Origin of the sequence: Nocardia niigatensis NBRC 100131 (assembly GCF_000308655.1) — a bacterium.
Taxonomy (GTDB): Bacteria; Actinomycetota; Actinomycetes; order Mycobacteriales; family Mycobacteriaceae; genus Nocardia; species Nocardia niigatensis.
This window is the reverse complement of the sequence record NZ_BAGC01000114.1, coordinates 95,500-116,092: the sequence shown is the minus strand read 5'-3', so window position 1 is coordinate 116,092 and position 20,593 is coordinate 95,500. Positions and strand designations below refer to the sequence as shown.

At 69.0% G+C, this 20,593-nt stretch carries 24 protein-coding genes; 10 read left to right on the top strand and 14 right to left on the bottom strand.

What is annotated here, in order from left to right:
* Nucleotides 1-142: 142 nt before the first annotated feature.
* The 3 genes from ON33_RS37100 to ON33_RS37090 all read left to right on the top strand — a co-directional run bounded on the left by ON33_RS37100 (nt 143) and on the right by ON33_RS37090 (nt 2,716).
* A complete protein-coding gene (locus ON33_RS37100) occupies nt 143-835 on the top strand; it encodes a TetR/AcrR family transcriptional regulator (RefSeq protein ID WP_040863842.1) in 693 nt (230 codons plus the stop codon).
* Between the two features lie 86 nt (nt 836-921).
* Nucleotides 922-2,067, top strand: a complete 1,146-nt coding sequence (locus tag ON33_RS37095) for an acyl-CoA dehydrogenase family protein (RefSeq protein ID WP_040863841.1) — start codon at nt 922-924, stop codon at nt 2,065-2,067.
* A complete protein-coding gene (locus ON33_RS37090; protein ID WP_373281088.1) occupies nt 2,051-2,716 on the top strand; it encodes a TetR/AcrR family transcriptional regulator in 666 nt (221 codons plus the stop codon). The genes ON33_RS37095 and ON33_RS37090 overlap by 17 nt, the downstream gene beginning before the upstream one ends.
* 56 nt (nt 2,717-2,772) lie before the next feature.
* Here ON33_RS37090 and ON33_RS37085 read toward each other — a convergent pair whose 3' ends face one another.
* Nucleotides 2,773-3,810: a saccharopine dehydrogenase family protein gene (locus ON33_RS37085; RefSeq protein WP_040863840.1), complete on the bottom strand. Its 1,038-nt coding sequence runs from the start codon at nt 3,808-3,810 to the stop codon at nt 2,773-2,775.
* Nucleotides 3,811-3,959: 149 nt separating this feature from the next.
* Between ON33_RS37085 and ON33_RS37080 the strand changes: the two genes are divergently transcribed.
* Both ON33_RS37080 and ON33_RS37075 read left to right on the top strand, forming a co-directional pair.
* Nucleotides 3,960-4,829 carry an AraC family transcriptional regulator gene (locus ON33_RS37080; RefSeq protein WP_040863839.1) on the top strand — a complete coding sequence of 290 codons (870 nt, stop codon included), beginning with the start codon at nt 3,960-3,962 and terminating at the stop codon, nt 4,827-4,829.
* Between the two features lie 355 nt (nt 4,830-5,184).
* On the top strand, nt 5,185-6,021 hold the full coding sequence (locus ON33_RS37075; RefSeq protein ID WP_040863958.1) for an LLM class F420-dependent oxidoreductase: 837 nt from the start codon (nt 5,185-5,187) through the stop codon (nt 6,019-6,021).
* A gap of 54 nt (nt 6,022-6,075) precedes the next feature.
* Here the strand turns inward: ON33_RS37075 and ON33_RS37070 are convergent, their stop codons facing one another.
* The gene (locus ON33_RS37070) at nt 6,076-6,624 is read right to left on the bottom strand and encodes a YdeI/OmpD-associated family protein (RefSeq protein ID WP_040863838.1); all 549 of its coding nucleotides are present in this window, start codon (nt 6,622-6,624) and stop codon (nt 6,076-6,078) included.
* 106 nt (nt 6,625-6,730) lie between these two features.
* Here ON33_RS37070 and ON33_RS37065 point away from each other — a divergent pair, with 106 nt between their 5' ends.
* Nucleotides 6,731-7,966 (top strand): serine hydrolase domain-containing protein, encoded by a 1,236-nt coding sequence (locus ON33_RS37065; protein WP_051153440.1) that lies wholly within the window; start codon nt 6,731-6,733, stop codon nt 7,964-7,966.
* A 243-nt stretch (nt 7,967-8,209) separates the two neighbouring features.
* Here ON33_RS37065 and ON33_RS37060 read toward each other — a convergent pair whose 3' ends face one another.
* Nucleotides 8,210-9,115 carry a phosphatidylinositol mannoside acyltransferase gene (locus tag ON33_RS37060; protein WP_040863837.1) on the bottom strand — a complete coding sequence of 302 codons (906 nt, stop codon included), beginning with the start codon at nt 9,113-9,115 and terminating at the stop codon, nt 8,210-8,212.
* A 483-nt stretch (nt 9,116-9,598) separates the two neighbouring features.
* Between ON33_RS37060 and ON33_RS37055 the strand changes: the two genes are divergently transcribed.
* Nucleotides 9,599-10,192, top strand: a complete 594-nt coding sequence (locus ON33_RS37055; RefSeq protein WP_281033279.1) for a DUF5994 family protein — start codon at nt 9,599-9,601, stop codon at nt 10,190-10,192.
* Nucleotide 10,193: 1 nt separating this feature from the next.
* Nucleotides 10,194-10,673: a DUF5994 family protein gene (locus tag ON33_RS37050; protein ID WP_051153439.1), complete on the top strand. Its 480-nt coding sequence runs from the start codon at nt 10,194-10,196 to the stop codon at nt 10,671-10,673.
* Between the two features lie 388 nt (nt 10,674-11,061).
* On the opposite strand, the gene ON33_RS37045 is transcribed toward ON33_RS37050, so the two are convergent.
* The 10 genes from ON33_RS37045 to ON33_RS37000 form a co-directional block, all read right to left on the bottom strand.
* Nucleotides 11,062-11,358: a YbaB/EbfC family nucleoid-associated protein gene (locus ON33_RS37045; protein WP_040863836.1), complete on the bottom strand. Its 297-nt coding sequence runs from the start codon at nt 11,356-11,358 to the stop codon at nt 11,062-11,064.
* On the bottom strand, nt 11,355-11,690 hold the full coding sequence (locus tag ON33_RS37040) for a hypothetical protein (RefSeq protein ID WP_040863835.1): 336 nt from the start codon (nt 11,688-11,690) through the stop codon (nt 11,355-11,357). Before ON33_RS37040 ends, ON33_RS37045 begins: the two co-directional genes overlap by 4 nt.
* Nucleotides 11,687-12,067 (bottom strand): hypothetical protein, encoded by a 381-nt coding sequence (locus tag ON33_RS37035; protein ID WP_040863834.1) that lies wholly within the window; start codon nt 12,065-12,067, stop codon nt 11,687-11,689. Before ON33_RS37035 ends, ON33_RS37040 begins: the two co-directional genes overlap by 4 nt.
* Nucleotides 12,064-12,678, bottom strand: a complete 615-nt coding sequence (locus ON33_RS37030; RefSeq protein WP_040863833.1) for a hypothetical protein — start codon at nt 12,676-12,678, stop codon at nt 12,064-12,066. Before ON33_RS37030 ends, ON33_RS37035 begins: the two co-directional genes overlap by 4 nt.
* A 31-nt stretch (nt 12,679-12,709) precedes the next feature.
* On the bottom strand, nt 12,710-13,051 hold the full coding sequence (locus ON33_RS37025; protein WP_040863832.1) for a hypothetical protein: 342 nt from the start codon (nt 13,049-13,051) through the stop codon (nt 12,710-12,712).
* Between the two features lie 300 nt (nt 13,052-13,351).
* Nucleotides 13,352-14,416 carry a DNA polymerase domain-containing protein gene (locus tag ON33_RS37020; protein WP_040863831.1) on the bottom strand — a complete coding sequence of 355 codons (1,065 nt, stop codon included), beginning with the start codon at nt 14,414-14,416 and terminating at the stop codon, nt 13,352-13,354.
* The gene (locus ON33_RS37015; protein WP_218001575.1) at nt 14,413-15,513 is read right to left on the bottom strand and encodes an ATP-dependent DNA ligase; all 1,101 of its coding nucleotides are present in this window, start codon (nt 15,511-15,513) and stop codon (nt 14,413-14,415) included. Before ON33_RS37015 ends, ON33_RS37020 begins: the two co-directional genes overlap by 4 nt.
* Nucleotides 15,514-15,564: 51 nt before the next feature.
* Nucleotides 15,565-15,960, bottom strand: coding sequence for a cold-shock protein (locus tag ON33_RS37010; RefSeq protein ID WP_040863830.1), 396 nt, complete (start codon nt 15,958-15,960; stop codon nt 15,565-15,567).
* Between the two features lie 43 nt (nt 15,961-16,003).
* Nucleotides 16,004-17,107 (bottom strand): SPFH domain-containing protein, encoded by a 1,104-nt coding sequence (locus ON33_RS37005; protein ID WP_040863829.1) that lies wholly within the window; start codon nt 17,105-17,107, stop codon nt 16,004-16,006.
* A 37-nt stretch (nt 17,108-17,144) separates the two neighbouring features.
* On the bottom strand, nt 17,145-17,366 hold the full coding sequence (locus ON33_RS37000; RefSeq protein WP_040863828.1) for an NfeD C-terminal domain-containing protein: 222 nt from the start codon (nt 17,364-17,366) through the stop codon (nt 17,145-17,147).
* Nucleotides 17,367-17,524: 158 nt separating this feature from the next.
* Between ON33_RS37000 and ON33_RS36995 the strand changes: the two genes are divergently transcribed.
* Together ON33_RS36995 and ON33_RS36990 are read left to right on the top strand one after the other, a co-directional pair.
* Nucleotides 17,525-17,782 carry a hypothetical protein gene (locus ON33_RS36995; RefSeq protein WP_040863827.1) on the top strand — a complete coding sequence of 86 codons (258 nt, stop codon included), beginning with the start codon at nt 17,525-17,527 and terminating at the stop codon, nt 17,780-17,782.
* 4 nt (nt 17,783-17,786) lie between these two features.
* A complete protein-coding gene (locus tag ON33_RS36990) occupies nt 17,787-19,364 on the top strand; it encodes a DHA2 family efflux MFS transporter permease subunit (protein ID WP_040863826.1) in 1,578 nt (525 codons plus the stop codon).
* 72 nt (nt 19,365-19,436) lie between these two features.
* Here the strand turns inward: ON33_RS36990 and mraY are convergent, their stop codons facing one another.
* Nucleotides 19,437-20,522: a phospho-N-acetylmuramoyl-pentapeptide-transferase gene (mraY, locus tag ON33_RS36985; RefSeq protein ID WP_040863825.1), complete on the bottom strand. Its 1,086-nt coding sequence runs from the start codon at nt 20,520-20,522 to the stop codon at nt 19,437-19,439.
* Nucleotides 20,523-20,593: the final 71 nt, after the last annotated feature.

The following is a 20,593-nucleotide window of genomic DNA, read 5'->3' as shown; positions in this document are numbered from 1 at the left end:
GCAGTACGTTCTGTGGGAAATCAATGTGGGATTGTCGACCTTGATTGTGGCTTGTGTCACGCGACTTGGCGGTAAGCGCGGGCGTTTCGCGTCGAAATTCGAGACTTCGGTTACGTACTACCGGTACGTGTAGACTTCGCCCGTGGTTCGTAGCAGTGCGGGGGCCCGGTCGGTGACGCGCGAGGACATCGTGGATGCGGCGATCCGGGTGATCGATCGGGCGGGTCCGCGTCCGAGCATGGATGACATCGCGCGGGAGGCGCAGATCACCAAGCCGCGGCTGTATCGGCAGTTCGCGGACAAGGGGGATCTGTTCACCGAGATCGCGGCGCGGATGTCGCGGCGGGCGTTCGCGTCGGCGGGCGCGGATATGACGTTGATGCTGCAGCCGCCGCGGGTGGCGTTGCGGCGCATCTTCGGTGAGTACGCGCGGGGGATTCTGGAGCATCCCAATGTGTTCCGGTATCTGGGGCAGGCGCCGGTGTTGCAGCAGTCGGGTGCCGGTGTGCTGCAACTGGATCTGGGCCGGGATGCGGCGCGGCGGCTGGAGAAGCTGGCGCGGTCGGTGGCCGAGGCGGTGCCGCTGGATATCGCGGGGGTGGATTATCTGTCGCGGGCGCTGGTCGGGGCGGTGGTGTCGATGACGGATCTGTGGCTGTCGGCGTCTGATACGCCGACCGGTGAGCAGACCGCTGAGTTCGTGGATCAGGCGACGGAGCTGGTCTGGGGGCTCATCGATGGGTTCCTGCGGCGGCAGGGGATCGAGGCGGATGCGGATACGCCGATTTTCGCGACCTTCGCCGAGGTGAATCAGTCCCGGTCGGGCGATCGTTGACGCATTGTTGACACACTGCCAATAGCCGTGCACTCTGAGGGGCGAGGCGCTGACGCGCACCCTCGGAGCAAGCGAAGGAACGAACGATGGCACGCCCCGCATGGAGCGACGACGAGGTCGAGGCAGTACGTGGACTGGCGACCACCTTCTTCGAGAAGGAGGTGATCCCGCACACCGAGAAGTTCATCGCCCAGGGGCATCCCGACCGCAAGCTCTACAACCGCGCCGGTGAGCTCGGCCTGCTGTGCGCGGCCATCCCGGCCGAATACGGTGGCGGCGGTGGCACTTTCGCCCACGAGGCGGCGATCATCGAGGCGCAGACGCACGCCGGGGACGGCTCCCTGGGCATGTCGGTGCACTCCTCGATCATCGCGCCCTACATTCACGAGTTCGGTTCCGAGGAGCTCAAGCGGCGGGTGCTGCCCAGGGCGGCCAGCGGCGAGATGGTGCTCTCGATCGGCATGACCGAACCTGGCACCGGCTCGGATCTGCAGAACATCAAGACCCGCGCGGTCCGTGAGGGCGACGAGTACGTCATCACCGGCTCGAAGATTTTCATCTCCAACGGCTGGCTGTGCGACGGCATCATCATCGCCTGCAAGACCGACCCCACCCAGGGCGCCTCGGGTGTCTCGCTGATCTTTGCCGAGGTGGGCGACGACACTCCGGGCTTCACCCGTGGCCGCATCCTGTCCAAGATCGGCGGCAAGGCGCAGGACACCGCCGAGCTGTTCTTCGACGGCCTGCGCGTGCCGGTCTCGAATCTGCTGGGCGCGGCCGAGGGCCAGGGCTTCTATCAGATGATGCAGATGCTGGCCCAGGAACGCCTGGTCACCGCGATCCTGGCGGTGGCGATGACGGAGAAGGCGGTCGCGCTGACCGTCGACTACACCAAGGGCCGCGAGGCCTTCGGCAAGCCGCTGTTCGCCATGCAGAACACCCGGTTCGAGCTGGCCGAGTGCGCGACGATCGCCAAGGTCGCGCGCGTGTTCCTCGACGACTGCATCAGCAAGCATCTGCGTGGTGAGCTGGATATCCCGACCGCGGCCATGTCGAAATACTGGTTGACCGACCAACTCGGTAATGTGGTGGATCGCTGCCTGCAGTTCTTCGGCGGCTATGGATACATGACCGAATACCCGATTTCCCAGCTGTACACCGGCGCTCGGGTCCTGCGAATCCTCGCGGGAGCCAACGAGGTGATGAAGGATCTCATTGCCCGCTCACTCTGATATCGACATCGAGCCGCCCGCGTCCGAGGACGCGGGCGACGCCCCCTCGCGTCGCCGCCGGCTCGAACCCGACGAACGCCGGGCGCAGATCCTGTCCTGCGCTATCGACATGTTCGGCGAACGACCGTATGCGGCCGTGTCCACCGCCGAGCTGGCCCAGCGGGCCGGGGTGGCGCGCGGGCTGATCAACCACTACTTCGGCAACAAGCGCGACCTGTATCTCGCGGTGGTGCGGCGCATGGTGACGCTGCCGCGGCCGGAGAGGATGAGCGCGCCGCAGGGCTCCACGCGCGAGCGGGTGGACGCCAGCGTGGCGTGGCTGCTCGACACCATCGGTGAGCACGGCAGCACCTGGGTCAAGGTCACCGGGCACGAGGGCATCGGCGACGACCCGGAGGTGCAGCGCATCCTCGACGAGGCCGACTACGCCGCCGCGGACCGCATGGTCCAGATGATGGGGCTCAGCGAGTCGCTGCATTCGGCCGAATTGCGGGCGCTGGTGCGCTGTTACGGCGGTCTGGTGAAGGCGGCCGGGCGCGAGTGGATCATGCGCGGCAGCCTGACCCGCGAGCAGGTGCACCACCTGCTCGCGGACGCGTTGATGACGCTGGTCACCGACACCTTCCCCAAGGTCGACACGGCGCATTGAGCCCGTTGCCCGGGACCGCTGTTTCGCGGTGCCGGGCAACGGTGTTCCAGCGCGGTTCACACGGCGGCGAGTTCTTCGACCTGCCAGCTCACCCCGGTGGTGGCGAGGTGGTCGAGGAAGCTCGCGGCGTCGAATGCCTGCGCCGGCGCGAGTGTTCCGGCCGGAGCGCCGTCGGCGACCAGCCGGCGGGCGGCCTCCACGGCGATGACCGCGGTGGAGGCGTAGGCGTTGACACCGCTCACCCAGCCGCGAGCGCGGCGGCCGTCTGCGCCGGTGGCCTCGGCGAGCATGCACCAGCGCGCGGCGTCGAGCGATGCCGTGTCGGGTACCTCGGGAAGGGTTTCGGCGACTTCGGAATTCAAGCTCGCGAACAGTTGTCCGACCTCGGTGCGGATCACCCCGCGCACGCGCGGCGTCCGGATGTGGCGGGGGATGGTGTAGACGCCCGGCAGGGCGAGGGGGCTCATCGGTACCGGCTCGGCCTCGCCCGGTTCGCGCAGGGTGGAGTCGGGTTCCCGCACCGATTGCCAGGCGCCGTCGCGGTATTCGATCTGCTCGTCGACCATGATGGCCGCCATCGAGCGTGCCGTGCCCCGGGACGCGGCGCCCGGCCGGCGCAGGTCGGCGATGACCATCTCGCTGAGCGGGGTCTCGAGGCGGGCGGCGGTGAGTGCGGCGATCAGGTCGCCGGGGACGCCGTCGTCGGTGACGGCCGGAAGTACCGCGATCCCGGCCTGTTTCGCGGAATCGGCGTACGTGGTCAGGATCTGTCGCAGGTAGGCGGGTTCGCCGGTGGTGTCGAGGTAGGGGCGGCGTGCGGCGATCGCGGCCCGCACCACGGGTTCGCCCCAGAGGGTGAACGGTCCGGCGGTATTGATCACGATGTCGGTGTCGGCGAACGCGGCGGTGAGGGCGGCGGTGTCGTCGAGGCGGGCGATGCGGATCTCGGGGTCGCGGATCGCGGCCCGGTCGGCGACGCGGCGCAGGCGAGCCTCGTCGCGGCCGATCAGGACCGGGGTGAGGTCGCGGCGGACGAGTTCGGCCACGACGAGGGAACCGGTGAAACCGCTGGCGCCGTGCACGGCAATACGCATGGGGGACAACTCCATCGAGTGAGGGGACGCGAACCGGGAATCGGCTCGTCATTCACGCTATGAACCCTGATCCGGACGATCCATGCTCGAAACTCCGGTCCTGATATCCGATCGTCCGAGCCGGGTGGCGTCGCGGGTACGGTGAGGCGGTGGACATTCTCAGCGAGGCGGTCGCGGCGATGCGGCTGGGCACCCCGCACTCCAACCGCACCGTCGCGCACGCGCCCTGGCGCACGCACTTCCCGGCCCAGGGCAACAGCGCCGGATTCCATGTGGTGCTGCAGGGTTCGTGCTGGCTGCTGCCCGATGACGGTCAACCGGTACACCTGCAGGTCGGCGACGTCGCGTTCCTGCCACGCAGCCGCGGCCACACCATCACCGACCACCCCGGCGGGCACGGTGCGGCCGACGACTCCGGCGCGCGGACCGTGTTGCTGTGTGGCGCATACCGTCTCGACGATTCCCGGGCACACCCCGCACTGGCGGAGCTGCCCGATGTGATTCATCTGCCGGCCCGCGTCGGCCGGCACAGCCCGCTGCGGGCCGCGATCGATCTGCTCGGCCACGAACTCGACACCCAGGACGGGTCCGGGGCCGTCGCGCCGCTGCTGGAGGTCCTGCTGCTGTTCATGCTGCGCGCCTGGCACGACACCCACCCCACCGACACCGGATGGGTTGCCGCACTGCGCGATCCGGCCGTCCACACCGCCCTGCAGGCCATTCACGCAGAACCGGCCGCTGCCTGGACGGTGCAATCGCTCGCCGCGCGCGCCGGGGTTTCGCGTTCGGTGTTCGCGCAACGCTTCACCGCCACCCTCGGTATCGGCCCGCTGACCTATCTGACCTGGTGGCGCATGACCTGCGCGGCGCGGCTGCTGCGCGAGTCCGACGTGCTGCTGCGGGTGGTCGCGGAAAAGTCCGGCTACACCTCCGAATACGCGTTCGCCAAAGCGTTCAAACGCGAATTCGGGGTGGCGCCCGGGCAATTCCGCGCCCAGGGGCGGCCCGCAGCAGCCTAGGGGGAGCCGCACCAGCCGTCCGCGCAACCCGCCCTTCTCGAAGCGGGCGTGCGCGGTGGGGCGCCTCGGCCAGCGGGAACGTCTCCGCGACCCGCAAGGTGAGGGTGCCGCCTCGGCCAGGTCACCACCAGCTCGGCCTGGCGGCGGCCGTCGGGAGCCTGGTCGCGCGCCGCATGACCGCACAGGTGCCGGTGCGCGTGGACTGTTCGCCGGCCCCGCTCGGCCGGAACCTGCCGGTGATCTCGAGCCGGTTGCGGCAGTGGGCCGAGGGCCATATGGACGAGGTGCTCGCGGCGCGCCGAATTCGACGGCGGCACCGGGAATGCGTGGTGATCGGCGCGTGTTGGCCGACGATATGGCATTCGACCACCTCGGAAAATTCGGTGCATGGCAGTTCTACACGCAGTTCACCCCCGAATCGGTGCGTGAACTCGAAGTTCTCGGCTACGGCGCGGTCTGGCTCGGCGGCTCCCCGCCCGCCGACTGGGACGGTTACGAGGATCTGCTGGGCGGATCCGAATCCATCGTGGTGGCCACCAGCATCGTGAACGTGTGGGGCTCCTCGGCAGAGGCGGCCGCCGACACCTACCTGCGGCTCGAGGAGAAGTTCCCCGGCCGCTTCCTGCTCGGCATCGGCGTCGGCCACCCCGAGCAGACCGGCGCCTACACCAAACCCTATGAAGCGCTGGTCGATTACCTCGACATCCTCGACGCGCGCGGCGTTCCCGAACGGGGCCGCGCCCTGGCCGCGCTCGGCCCGCGCGTGGCGAAACTCGCGCGCGACCGCAGCGCGGGAGCTCTGCCGTATCTGACCGTGCCCGAGCACACCGCCGAACTGCGCGCCATCCTCGGCCCCGACAAGCTGCTCGTCACCGAGCACAAGGTCGTCCTCGACGAGGATCCCGCGCGCGCCCGGGTCAGTGGCCGCGAGAAGGCCGGGTTCTACCTGGGCCTGATCAACTATGTGAACAACCTGCGCCGCTTCGGTTTCGACGAGACCGACCTGACCCAGCCGGGCAGCGACCGGTTCGTCGACGCGGTCGTCGCCCACGGCAGCGCCGACCGGATCGCCGACCGGCTGGCCGAACACGTCCAGGCCGGCGCGAACCACGTCGCCGCGCAGGTCGTCGGCGGCGACTATCTCGAGGTCCTGCGCACGCTCGCACCGCTGCTGGCCGAACGACTGCACTGACACCGGTACCGCGCCGATCCCGGGGCCGGCTCCAGCGCCGGGAATCGGCCGGTTTCAGGGTGATTCGAGACCCTCGAGCGCCTTCGTCAAGCGGGAGGCCCGCGTTTTCTCCGTTCTCGCGCGCAGCAACTCCAGCACGATCGCATACTGGCGGGTCCGGTCCAGGGTGTCGAATGCGGCCCGGGCGCGGGGTCGATCGGCCAGCGCGGCAGCCAGATCCGGGGGCACCGTGAAATTCGCCTGCGACGGATACGCCGCCGCCCACCGGCCATCGGCGCGCGCCGCCTCGACCTCGGCCAGCCCCGGCGCGCGCATCCGGCCCGCGGCCGTCAGCTGCGCGACCTTGTCGACATTGACCTGCGACCAGTGGCTGCGCGGGCGCCTCGGCACATACTTCTGCAGGTAATGGTCGGCGTCGAAGCCCTTGCGCTGCCCCGAGATCCACCCCCAGCACAACCCCACATCGACCGCCTCGTCCTCGGTGAGCGAGGCGATGCCGGTGCCCTTCTTGGCCATCAGGATCCAAACCCCTTCCGGGCGGCCATGATTGGCTTGCAGCCACGCATCGAAGGCGGCCGCGTCGGGGAAGGTCACCGGATCCATGACCGCCACTGTGGCAGACCCGACCGACATCCGAACCGACCACCACGCCGAATAATTGTCCCAGACACATCTTGCCGAGTGGTTGTCGCGCCGCTACCGTGGATCGATGACGACCTCCAGCTCCGCCGCCGCAGCCGGACTGCCCACCGGGGTGCACGGCAGCGCCGACCCCCGATTCGACTCCGCCGTCAAGACATTCGCTCGTGTCTTCGCCGGCCGCCGCGGCAACGGCGGCGCGCTGGCGGTCTACCAGCACGGCGAACCGGTCGTCGATGTCTGGGCCGGCGCCGCCGACACCCACGGCACACCCTGGAGCGCCGACACCGGGGCGATGGTCTACTCCGCCTCCAAGGGCATCTCCGCCACCGTGCTCGCGCGGCTGGCCGACCGCGGCCTGCTCGACTACGCCGCCCCCGTCGCCGAATACTGGCCCGAATTCGCCGCCAACGGCAAAGCCCGTATCACTGTCACCGAACTGCTCTCCCACCGCGCCGGCCTGTCGTGCCTGCCCGCCGCCACCCCCGCCGAGGTCCTCGACCACGAGCTCATGGAAGCCCGCCTCGCCGCCGCGAAACCCGATGGCCTGCAAGGCGCCCCGATCTACCACGCCCTCACCATCGGCTGGCTTATGAGCGGGCTGGCCCGCGCCATCACCGGCCGCGACATGACCCAGCTCTACCGCAGCGAGGTCGCCGACCCGCTCGGCGTCGACGGCATCCACCTCGGCCGCCCACCCGCCAGCGCCCGCACCCGCCCCGCCGCCCTCGTCGGCTCCCTGAAAACCCTTGCCGAACGCACCATCCCGGCCCCCGTCGCCACCGCCGTCCCGCGCCTGCCCCGCCTGCTGCGCGCGCCCCTGTCCTCCATCTACGTCCCCGGCCTGGAATCCATCTTCCGCGGCGCTGACCCCGCCATCCTCGACACCGCCCTGCCCGCCGGCAACGCCGTCTGCACCGCCCGCGCCCTGGCCGCCATGTACAGCGCCCTGGCCTGCGACGGCTACGCCGCCGGCCGCCCCTACCTGTCCACCGCCACCGTCCGCGAACTCGAACGCATCCGCACCTACCGCCTCGACCACAGCCTGCTGATCCCGTTCTGGCACCTCGGCTTCCACAGCCTGCCCGCCGCCCGCGCCCCCCGCGGCTACGGCCACATGGGCGCCTTCGGCTCCACCGGGTGGGCCGACCCCCGCTCCGGCATCGCGGTCGGTTTCGTCCACAACCGCATGTCCCTGCCCTGGACCCCCCTCGACCAGACCCTCATCCTGCCCCTGCTCCACCTCGTCCTCCGCGCCGCCCGCAACCCCGCCACCACCACCGAACAACGCACCGCCGCAGCCTGAAAGATCCGGTTCCCTTCACCGACGCGGCACAGTGGCCGCCAGCTTCGGCGCGCCGGTCGTGCAATGCTCCCTCCCGGTGGGCAGCGTGGCTCAGGAAGCCGAGGCCGTCGCGGCAGTGGGTGAGCATTTCCTCGAGACCGAGGACACCGGTGTCGAGGGCGGCCTCGATCAGGTGTTGAGGGATATCTGTGCGAGAAGTAGCTCCTGGAAGAGGGCGGAACCGGTCCGGTTCGGGAGCGCGCATCAGTGTTGTGGATTGCTGCGCGTCTGCTCACGGGCACGGTGGTCGGTGGTCCACACCGGTTGCAGCATGTGCCAGTCGGCCGGGTGCGCGGCGATCCCGGCGGCGAACCGGTCGGCCAGGGCTTGAGTCGTGGGCTGCACACCACCGGCGACGTCGATCGGTTCGCCGACGTGGACACCCCAGCCGTCGGGGGTGAACCAGCAGTGCACCGGCAGCAGGGGTGCACCGGTGTCGATCGCCAGCCGGGCCGGGCCGGCCGGTATGCGGGCCGGTTCGCCGAAGAAGGTGACCGGTACGCCCGTACCGGTCACATCGCGTTCACCGAGCAACCCGACTATCCGCCCCTGCCGCAGCCGCGCGGTCAGCTGTTCGAACGGTGGTGCCGTGCCGCCGGTGAGCGGGATGATCTCGAAACCCAGGCGTTCACGGAACCGGACGAAGCGGTGGAACAGCGATTCCGGTCGCAGCCGCTCGGCGACGACGGTCGGTGTGCCGACCCGCTGGACCAGCCACACTCCGGCCAGGTCCCAGTTGCCGCTGTGCGGTAGCGCCAGCACGGCCCCGCGACCGCGCTCGACCGCATCGTAGATGTGTTCGAGACCGGTGGCCGCCGAGTCGATGGTCTCGGCCAGCCGGACCGGATCCATCGACGGCAGCCGGAACGCTTCACACCAGTAGCGTGCGTAGGAGCGCAGACTCGCGCGCACGAGTTCGTCGGGCACCTGCTCCGGTGTGGTGGACAGTACCCGGGCCAGATTGCGCCGCAACTGAACCGAACCACCGCCGCGGGCTGCGTGATCGGCGGCGGCCTCGAACAGTCGCATCGCCGGCCGCTGCGGCAAGGCGCGGACCAGCCGCCAGCCGGCCGCGTACCCGAGGTCCCAGGCTTGGTCTTTCATGTTCATCGATCACCGCCCGGCCGGTGGCGTCACAGTTCTCGTCGCCGTGGGCGCCGGGACGCAGGCGGCGGAACGACGGGCCCGAAAATGATGATCACGACGGCCTCCAAAACCTGGAGAGAGTGCGTACCCGCTCCAGTCAACGCCCGGCCTCACCCGATGTCCACAGGATCGACCCCGCTGGTCCTTGCTGCTGCTCGGCGACAGTCCCCACACCGTGCGCGACATTTCCCGGGCGAGCGTTGCTCATCCGGCGGGGGCGTGGGTGGGGTGAGTCGGAAGGATTGGATCCGAGGCCGGCACCGGCACGGTGGGGTGGTTTCCTGCGACGCCCGAAGGCCCATTGTGCGTACGCGCGCATCGGGCCGGTGTGTTGCCCGAGGGTAGGATCAGGGTGCTGGGGGCTTTTCGTACGAAATCATCCATGGTCTCGTCGTCGCCCGGCCAACGAACAGGGACCGTCCTGCGGTCCCGGTCAGGAGCGTCGTGATGACGCCACAACACGAGTCGATCCTGCTGGACCGCTCTTCGCGCTTCGCCCTCCGTACCGCCCTGCCGGCGTCACAGCCGTTACCGACACCGCGAGCACCCCGCCTCGGGGCGGTAGGCGGGGCCTGGTGGCCTCGCACAACCGACTTGGTCGCCGAACTGTCCGATCTCGAGGTGCTACTGGGCCGGCGGGCAGACCGTGTCGACCGCGTCATGTACAACATCGACGCCTGGGAACCGGCACCGAGCCGCACGGCGATCGGCGGACGATCGGTTCGCTTGGACGGATACCGGCATCTGCCCGCCCACACACTCTATGTCCTGGGACTCGACCGCACCCGCCTCGTCCTGCTGGTGATCCCCGCGGACACCGAGGCAGCCACCGCCCGGGCGTTGCTGTCGGCCGCATCCCGACCGGGCAATGAGCTCACCGCCGCCGAACTCGTAGCCGCCGACACCCGCCACACCCTCGATCACGCCCAGAACGAGGACGCGTTGCGCCGCTGGGACGACGAGGGCGGTCACACCGCGCCGGTGAACCCGGCAGACCGGCGCTCATCCTTGGCAGTACCCCTGGCCCCACGGGAGGCCTGATATGACACAGAACCCGCCGAAGGACAGGGGCGGTGCCGCCGCCGACCGCGGTCTGGGCCGATTCCAGCCCACCGCCGGCGGTGGGCAACCATTCGATACGCCGACGCGCACACCGCGGCTGCTGCTGCGCGACCGTGACGAGCAATCCGGTGACCTCGACGGTGCCTGGTGGCCCAGAACCGACAACCTCACCAGCGAACTGCACGACCTGGTCACCGCGCTCACCGCGCGACTGGGCGCGACCGCCCGAATCAGCTTCGACTGGAATTCGCTGAGCCTGTCCCAACGCCGCATCGACGCTCCCGACGGGATCCAGGTCACCGGACCACTTCCGGACCAGCCACCCCAGGTGATGTATGTCTTCGGCCCCCAGGACCGTCGCCTTCGATTGCTGGTGATCGACCCCACCACCACCACAGACCGCGCCGACGCGCAGATGCGCGAAGCCCTCGGCACCACCACGGACCAGCCGCAGTCATGAACCGGTTCGCAGACAGAAGCTGTGCAGATAGAAGCTGTCATGCCCCTCGATTTCGCGATGACCACGCACGAACGGTGACAACCGCGTCGCCGCCGGTTCGCCCGGCAGGCCCAGCGCGTTGAGCCCGGCATCGCGGGCGGTGTTCGGTGACCTGGTCTGCCTGCGGTGGTACGGCCGGGGCGGACTGTGCATGCGGTGAGCTCGGGGCAGTGGGTGGAGGGGGTGGAGGTTCCGGAGTTGTTGTGCCATACCGGGGTTGCGGGGTGGTCGCCTGCGGCGTTTGAGCCGACTCGGGCGGAGGTCACCTGTGCCCGGTGTTTGCGAAAGGTGGGGGGAGCGGGGTGTCGAGGCGGCAGCCGGCGTTGTTCGGGGACGACGGTGTGGAGGGTTAGGTGAGGGCGTCGCTGAGGCGGGCCAGCAGGTCGGCGCGCTGGCGGGCCGCGGCGGCGGTGGCCGCGGTGATGGTGGCGAGGATGGCGGCGGCGGCCTCGTCGGGCGGGTAGGCGGTGAGGGATTCGGCCAGGGTGAGGGCGGTCAGGGTGCCGTCGCCGGATATTTCGGCGGTGATGGTGCCGTCGCGGTTGGTGGCCAGGCCGGTTACCCGGGACAGGCCGTCGGCGGCGAGGGTGAGGGCTTCGAGCTGGTCGCCGATTTCGGCGATGAGGGCTTGCATGTCGGCGCTCATAGGGCACGCACCCAGCGGTGGGGGATGCTGTCGGCGGTGGGGGCGTCCAGGCGGGCCAGTTCGGCGGCCACGGTCTGGGGGCCGGGCAGGCCGAGGCGGTCGAGCAGGACGTCGGCCAGGCCGATGGCGGCGAGGGCTTCGCGGCGGCGGGCGCGGGCCAGCAGGGTGCAGCGTTGGGCGAGGCGGACGATCTCGGCGGCCAGAGCCGCCGCGCCGTGGCCGTATTCGCCGGCCTCGAAACGGAGTTCGGTGATCTGGCCTGCGTCGGTGGCTGTCACAGTGATGGTTCGGGTGCTGCTGGTGGTGGTGAACACGACGGCAGGTTCGGTCATGGGCGTGCCTTGATGTCGATGGTGAGGGTCGCCGAATACTCGGCGGTGGAATGCTTTTCGATCTCGTGATAGGTGACGTGCTTCTCGAGGCACGCGGTGCCCGCCTCGGTCGCGGGCTCGGCGCCGATCACCGGATCCGTGGCCGACAGCGGGCCCCGCAACGCGGCGGCGTACTCGGGATTGCCCCACAACGACGTCCGGTGACCCGGTCGCGCGATCGGCAGCTCATCCCAGCTGTGATCACGGATATCGCCGCAGACCTCGAAATCCTCGACCGCGGGCGCAGTCTCGTCGAGATCGGGCGTGGATGCCGGTGTGGCGGGCACGGGCACGATCGGTCCACCCGCGAAACCGGGAAGGTCGCCGAACAAGTTCATGAGGTCGTGCCCGCCTGTCGATCGTGTTCTCCGGTGCTGCCGGGACCGGTCAGCAGACCGGCAGGCACATGCACCCCTGGTTGGTCGATGTCGGTGACCTTCGAGGTGAGCGTGTCCATGTGGCCGTCGGCGGCCTGGACCACGCCCACCCCGTCACGCAGGAAGTCCGCCGCCAGGCTCACCACCGGATCCAGATCGGCCTGCGAGCGCGCGGCGTTCACCAGCGGCGTCGCCTGCGCCCGGAAATCGGCGATCAGCGTGTCGAGCTGGGCGGCAGCTCGGTCACGGGCCGCATACGCCGAGACCAGCAGCGAGGCAAGACTTTCCGCCACCTCGGCCAGAGCGCCGAGCTCACCGCCGGTCTTGGCCAGGACGGGCAACACGGCCGCAGCGGTCTGCGAGGACGCCAGCTGCGCGAAACCGCCGCGGTGAGCGTCGTCGGAGGCGCGCACGCTCGCCGGCACGGCCGCCAGTGCCGCCACCGTGGTCTCGTCGGGCCGGCTCCCCTCGCCCAGCGCCGCCCGCAGCCGCACCAGCGGCGCGACCAACGCTGTGACCAGTGCGGGCTCCTGCCCGCTCGTGGGGTCCCCGCCCTGAGTTCGGGTTCGCATATCGTGTGTCCCCCTGCTGTTCGGAGTGTGCTCAGGCCTGGATCTCGTCGGTGCCCGCAACCGCGCCCGCGATCTCGGCAGCGGAGTCGCTGTCCACCTCGCCCAGCACGTTCCCCCACGACGTGATGGCCTGACCGTAGGCGCCGGTCAGCGCCGACGCGGTCCGCAGGTGACCGCCGTGGGTGGTCCACGCCGACGCCCACGCCGCGGCGAACCCCGCACCGAGAGTTCCCAGCCCGGACAGGTCGGCACCGGCCACGGTCTGCGCGTGATCGCGGGCGGTACCCAGCAGCGCCGCGGCATCACCTGCCGCACGCACGTACGCCGCGGCGGAGGGATGGTCCCACGCCACGCGCTCGGCATTGCGGTCCATTCCGATGCTCCTGTCTGTCGGAGAGGTGCGGACAGCGGCGCTCACCACCGGCCCGCGCCGATGCGGGTGGCGGTCTCGGCTCACCGGGGAAGTGTCGCCGGCCGGAAACTGTTCGGACAGTAGAACATTCCAGGCGATGCCCGATTTGTCGACCTTGTCATCGCTGACCGTATCGCCGCAAGTCGCCGTCCGCCACGGATGGACACCGTAAAAGCGAGAACCCCCGAGGAGTCCGGCTCCCAGCACCCCCGCGCGATCAGAGCAACCGACCGGGCTCCTCGATCCGGCCGAGTCACACCACTATTCGGCGGTCCCCTTACGAGCCTTGCTCGGCTGCACCCGCGGCGGCTCGTTGGGCATCTTCGGATACACCGGCGGCCACGGGGCGTCCATCAACCCCGCCGCCATATCCTTCTCCGACATCTCCAGCAGCGGTTCCAGCGACTGCGGAACCCGATCCGCCCACGGATCACCCAGCTCGGCGACCCGCGCCGGCACCGTCGCGATCGTCAACTCGTCGGGGACGATCGCCTCGAGCGCATCCCACGAAATCGGCGTCGACACCTGCGCGCCGACCTTGGGCCGCACACACCACGCACCGAAAACCGTTTTGTGCGGCGCGTTCTGGTTGAAATCCACGAACACCCGCGACCCGCGCTCCTCCTTCCACCACGCCGCGGTGATGGAGTCCGGATGACGGCGCTCGAGCTCGCGTGCCAGCGCCACCGCGGCCGCGCGAACCTGATAGCCGTCCCACTCGGGCCGCAGCATCGCGTACAGGTGCAGCCCCCGCGACCCGGATGTCTTCACCCGCACATCGATACCCAGCTCGGTGCACAGCTCCCGCGTGGCGAAGGCCGCCGCCCGCAGATCCTCGAACCCGATACCGGGGGAGGGGTCCAGATCGATCCGCAACTCATCGGTGACACCGGTGGGCGGCAGGATGTTGCCGGCCGCGTCCAGCACCGGCGGAGACGTCGAGGCGGCCTCGGCGCCGGCATGGGTCGGCCACACGTGAAAACCCAAGCAGCCCAGGTTCACCGCCCACACGATGTGCGCCATGTCGACCGCCACCAGCGCGTCACTGGTCGTCCCGTTCGGCGTCGACACCTCGGTGGTCCGCAACCAGTCCGGCACCGACTTGGGCACCCGCTTCTGGAACCACGATTTCCCCGAGGCCCCGTCGGGATACCGTTCCAGCAGCACCGGCCGCCCGCCGATGGTCCGCATGATCGGATCGGCAACGGCCAGATAGTAATTCACCAGATCCAGCTTGGTCTCCCCACGCTTGGAGAAGTACACCTTGCCCGGATTGGAGACGGTCACCGGGCGCCCGGCCACCTCGAGCTCCACCGAATCGCTCACCGCGCAGTCCCTTTCGCGTTTCTGGCCTCGGCGAAGATATCGGCCAGCTCGGCGGGGGCCACCTCGTCGAGCTGGGCGTAGGTGCACGATTCGGGAGCGCGGTCGGTGCGGAAGCGCACCAGCCGGCCGCCGTGGCGCAGCCGGCCCGCCATCACATGCTCATAGCGCACCTCGGCCACCAGCTCCGGGCGCAGCGCCTCCCACGACAGATCCTTGCCGCCGGTCCAGCGGCTCACCCCGCCCGGCATCTTCCCGTCCGCCTTGGCCTGGGCGGCCGCATCGGCCCACGACCGCCACGGATGCCGTTCGAGTGCGTTCTCGCGCAACGGTTCCAGCTCGCCCACCAGTTCCTTGCGACGTGCGGCGGTGAAACTCGACGCCACCCCGACGTGATGCAACCGGCCCTGCTCGTCGAACAACCCCAACAGCAGCGACCCCACGCCCTGGCCGTCCTTGTGCCAGCGGAACCCGGCCACCACACAGTCGGCGGTGCGCTCGTGCTTGATCTTGAGCATCACCCGCTTGTCCTGCATGTACGGCAGATCCGCCGCCTTGGCCATCACCCCGTCGAAGCCCGCGCCCTCGAACCGGGTGAACCAGTCCGCGGCCACCTGCGGATCCTGGGTCATCGGCGTCAGATGCAGGCTCGGCACCTGCCCGTCGATCACGGTCTCGAGCAGCCGGCGACGCTCGGCGAAGGGCCGATCGGTGAGATCGTCCTCGCCGAGCGCGAGCAGGTCGAAGCCGACGAAACTGGCCGGTGTCTCCACCGCCAGCTTGTTCACCCGCGACGCCGCCGGATGCAGCCGGTTCTGCAGCGTGTCGAAATCCAGGCCGCTCTCGGTGACGACCACGATCTCCCCGTCCACCACGCACTTGTCCGGCAGCGCCCGACCCAGTAGTTCCACCAGTTCGGGGAAGTACCGGGTCAGGGGCCGGTCGTTGCGCGAACCCAGTTCGACCTCGCCGCCGTCGCGGAAGACGATGCAGCGGAAGCCGTCCCATTTCGGCTCGAACAGCAACCCCGGGTCACGGGGCAGCTCCGAGACCGATTTGGCCAGCATCGGTTTGACCGGTGGCATGACGGGCAGTTGCACACGACCTCCTCGGTTCGCGGTGGACCCGAGACCGATCGTAATGCGAACCGGTCAGTTCTCGATCCATCCGTGCTGATCGGCGAAGGCGGTGAGCCGGTCCCGGATCGTGATGATCTCCGCCGCGGTCAACTGCGGGGAGGCATCCAGCAGCAGCTCGGTGATCAGCCGGCGATGCTCGGCCGCACTCATCTGCCCCGACCCGCGATGATCCTTGCCCTTGGCATGCCGAACCGGAGCCGACTGCCCCGGCACCACCGCCAGATTGATCGCCTTGGGACCCCGATCACCCTCGGTCACATCGAATTCGAACACCCGCCCCTGACGCAACTCGTCCTCGTCCAGCCCGATGTCATTGACGTGCACGAACACATCGGGGCCTCCGTCTTCCGGACGGATGAACCCGAAACCCCGAGAACTGTCGAACGACACCAATTTCCCGATGGACACCTAAACACCCGCTCCTCGTCGCCGCGTCCCTCTGGCGGTCACTCTAGTCCGCGGGCTGATCATTGTTGGAAGAAAGTGCCTTTTGCAACGAATTGAAGACCGTCAGGCCCTGACCCACCATCCCGTTCACGATCTCCGACACCCCGTCGGGGCCGTTGAGCACGGTCAGGTTGGCCTTCGACAGCCCGCCCGCGGCCTGCTTGACGATCTCGGGCAGCTGCTCGATCAGCAGCTGATCGAGCGCGATCCGGTTGTTCGACGCCGCCGCTTCGGCCTGGATACGCGTGCGATCGGCCTCGGCCTCGGCCAGGATGCGCACCCGATCCGCCTCTGCCCGAGCCGGTTTCACCACCTCGGCCTGCAACTGCTGCTCACGCAGCTCGGCCTGCTTGCGCGCCTGCTCGGCCTGCGCGGAGAGCACCTCCTGCATGGCGGTGGCCTGCGCGAGCGGACCCGCCTGCGCCGCTTCGGCATTGGCCTTGTCGATATCGCGCTGATACTGCGCCTTGAGGATCGCGGTCTCGCGCTGATACTCGGCCTGCTTGCGCTGGGACTCCTGCTCGGCCTGGGCCGCCAGCTGGGCGGCGGCGGCCTGCGCGATCTGGGCGTCCCGCTTGACCGCGGCATTGTGCGGGGCCGCGAGCGCCGCGATGTAGCCGAGGTTGCCGTCGTCGATGTGCTGGATCTGGAAAGAGTCCACCCACAGCCCGATATTGCTCATCTCCACCTTCGAGGCCACCAGGACCTCGTCGGCCAGCTTCTGGCGCTCGCGGATGATCTCCTCCACCGTCATCGAGCCCACGATCGAGCGCAGATGCCCGGAGAAGATCCGCCCGGTCAGCACGCTCATCTCCCGCTCCTGCTCGGACAGGAACCGTTGCGCCGCATTGACGATCGACTGCGTGTCGTTGGCGACCTTGAACGCGATCACCGCGCGCACGTCGAGCTGGATGGCCTGCTTGGTGACGCAGCGCTCGCCGATCTCGGCCTCGAACATGGCCAGCGACAGATACCGCACCTTGCGGAACAGCGGCACGACCCACGCGCCGTGCCCGATGATCACCCGAAACGGTGCGTTGTCCTTGCCGCCACGGCCGCCGCTGACCAGCATCGCCTGGTCCGGAGCCGGAACGTGGTACCCGAGCATCGCTGTCTCCCTCTACTGGTGGAAAGTAGTTCTCGATCTATCGATCGCCCGGAAGGGGAATCCACGCAACAACATCGACGATGCGCCCCGGATGCACGGCCACGACGAGCACGGTCGCGCCGGCCGGAATCGGCTCCTCGGCGCAGGCGATGTAGAGCTCGGTTCCCCCTCGGATGGCGACCTGCACCTCACCGAGGAGTCCCTTGCCCCGGATCGGCGAGGTCAGCGTACCGGTCAGGCCCACTACCGGGTCGGTCATCGCGAATGAACTCCTGCACTGGATCGCTCGGAAACGCCAGCGTACGCGCGCACACCGCCCACCAGGGACACCGGAACATTGCCGAACATTTGCTACCCCTCGCTATGATCGGGTGATCCGGCTCCGGGCGACCATCGCGTCGCAGAGAGGACCTCCTCGTGAGCACCGAACCGATCCCCGTCGATCCTGCCGACTCCGAGGGCAGAAGCGATGTGCGCGAACCGGATCCGGGCGACCGCTTCGAGTTCGAGATGCGGGCCGAGGCCGCCGCCGACGCGGCCGCGGAGAACTTCTACGACAATGACGACGGCCCGCCGCCGCCGTCGGAATGGGAGTCGATGGCGATGCTGACCATGTGCCGCCGGCCGTCGATAACAAATCGTGCTGGTTTCGTAACCGACCGGCTGGCAGGCTGAAGCGGTGACCACCCCTCCGGATACCGTGGCGGCCGATTCCGCCGACGACAAGCTGGACATCGGCGTCTTCAAGATCGCCGGTGTCGTGGTGCTCGGCGCCATCATGTCGATCCTCGACGTGACCGTCGTGACCGTGGCGATCCCCACCTTCCAGCACGACTTCAACACCACCTATGCCATCGCCGCCTGGTCCATGACCGGCTACACCCTGGCCCTGGCGACCGTCATCCCCCTCACCGGCTGGGCCGCCGACCGCTTCGGCACCAAACGCCTCTACATGATGGCGCTGGTGTTCTTCGTGCTCGGCTCGGTGCTGTGCTCGACAGCCTGGAACATCGAGTCCCTCATCGCCTTCCGTGTCCTGCAAGGCCTGGGCGGCGGCATGCTCATGCCCCTGGGCATGACGATCATGACCCACGCCGCGGGCCCGCAGCGCATCGGCCGCGTCATGGCCGTGCTCGGCGTGCCGATGCTGCTGGGCCCGATCGCGGGCCCGATCCTGGGCGGCTGGCTCATCGAATCCTTCAGCTGGCACTGGATCTTCCTCATCAACCTGCCCATCGGCATCATCGCGCTGGTCCTGGCGTTCATCGTCTTCCCGCGCGACAATCCCGAACCCTCACAGAGCTTCGACTTCCTCGGCATGCTGCTGGCCTCACCCGGTCTGGCCGCCTTCCTCTACGGCGTCTCCTCGATCCCCGGCGAGGGCACCGTCGAATCCGCCAAGGTCCTCATCCCCGCGGCCATCGGCCTGGCGCTGCTGGTCGGGTTCGTCTTCCACGCGCTGCGCACCGAACACCCCCTGATCGAACTGCGGCTGTTCAAGAACAAGTCGCTGCGCTTCGCGGTCATGACCATGACCCTGTTCGCCATGGCGTTCTTCGGTTCCGGTCTGCTGCTGCCGTCGTATCTGCAGCAGGTGCGCGGCGAATCGACACTGGCCGCCGGTCTGCTCATCGCCCCCCAGGGCCTGGGCGCCATGCTCACCATGCCGATCGCCGGCCGCCTCGTCGACAAGATCGGGCCCGGCAAGATCGTGCTCACCGGCATCACCGTCATGGCGGTCGCCATGGCGTTCCTGACCCAGGTCAGGGCCGATACCCCGTACGCGCTGCTGTGCGGCGTGCTGTTCGTGATGGGCCTGGGCATGGGCTGCACCATGATGCCGACCATGACCGCCGCCATCCAGACCCTGACCCACAGCGAGGTCGCACGCGGGTCGACGCTGATGAACATCGTCAACCAGACCGCCGGATCCATCGGCACCGCAACCATTTCGGTGGTGCTGACCTCCCTGCTCAACCGGGGCGACACCCTCAGCGCCAAGGGCGTGCAACTGCCGCCGGGGGCGCCGGACCCGTCGCTGGCCAACGCGGCCATCGGCTCGCACTACAGCGCCCAGCTCGCGCAACTGCCGCACACCCTGCTCGACGAGGGCTTCGACCTCGCAGCGCGCGCCTTCGCCCACACCTTCGTGGTGGCCCTGTGCCTGCTGGTCGCCACCTTGATCCCGGCGTTCTTCCTGCCGCGGGCCAAACCGTCCGTGCCCGCCGCGGCCGACGCACCCGCCGTCGTGCACTGAGTGCAACAGTGCGCTGAATGGCAATCCGTGTGGCCCATCCGGAGCTCGACTCCGGGTGGGCCACACGGCCTTTCACGGCAGCTGGGCACCGGTGGTGGTGAGGTGCTCACCGTAGAAGGCGATCAACCCGGTCGCCGAGGCGATCGCCGCCAGCAGCCAGAACCGGATGATGACCGTGGTCTCCGGCCAGCCCGTCAGCTCGAAATGGTGATGGAACGGCGCCATCTTGAACAGCCGCGTGCGTGTGGTGCGGAACATGACGATCTGCAACAGCACCGACAGGATCTCCGCCACGAACAGCGCCCCCACCGCCACCATCAGCAACTCGGTGCGCGTGGTGATCGACAACCCCGCCAGCAGCCCGCCCAGCGCCAGCGACCCGGTATCGCCCATGAAGATCTTCGCCGGAGCCGCGTTCCACCACAGGAATCCGACACACGCCGCCGCCCCCGCCGCGCACACCAGCGCCAGATCCAGGGGGTCGCGCACCGTGTAACAGCCCGGCACCGCCTTGATCGCGCACGAATGGGTGTACTGCCAGAACGTGATCAGCACATAGGAACCCAGCGTCAGGCCCACCGAGCCCGCGGCCAGGCCGTCGAGGCCGTCGGTGATGTTGACCGCGTTCGACCACGCCACCACCAGCAGGATCGACGCCAGCAGAAACCCCGTCAACCCGAGTGAGACCGTGGAGACGTCACGCACGATCGAGATCTGCCGGCTGCCCGGCGTCAACCCCGAACCGGCCCGGAAATGCAGCGCCAGCACCCCGAAGATCACTGCGGCACCGGACTGCCCGAGATACTTGCCCGACGCGGTCAATCCGAGACTGCGCTGCTCGGACAGTTTGATGTAGTCGTCGAGGAAACCCACCGCGCCCATCGCGGTCGTCAACGCCAGCACCAGCAGCCCCGACGCCGTCGGGCCGGTCCCGTCGTAGGAACCCACCAGGTGCGCGGCCCCGTACCCGCACCACACGCCGATCAGGATCGCGACCCCGCCCATGGTCGGGGTGCCGCGCTTGGCCAGATGGCTCGCCGGGCCGTCCGCGCGGATCTCCTGCCCCAGCCGGCGGCGGGTGAACACTCGAATCAGCAACGGCGTCACCGTGATCGACACCGTCAGCGCCACCATCGCCGCCACCAGAATCTGCCGCATCAGTCCCCCTCGAGACCCGAATTCGGTCACATGCTAACCGGGACCCGAACAAATCGGGCAGGCGTGATTGT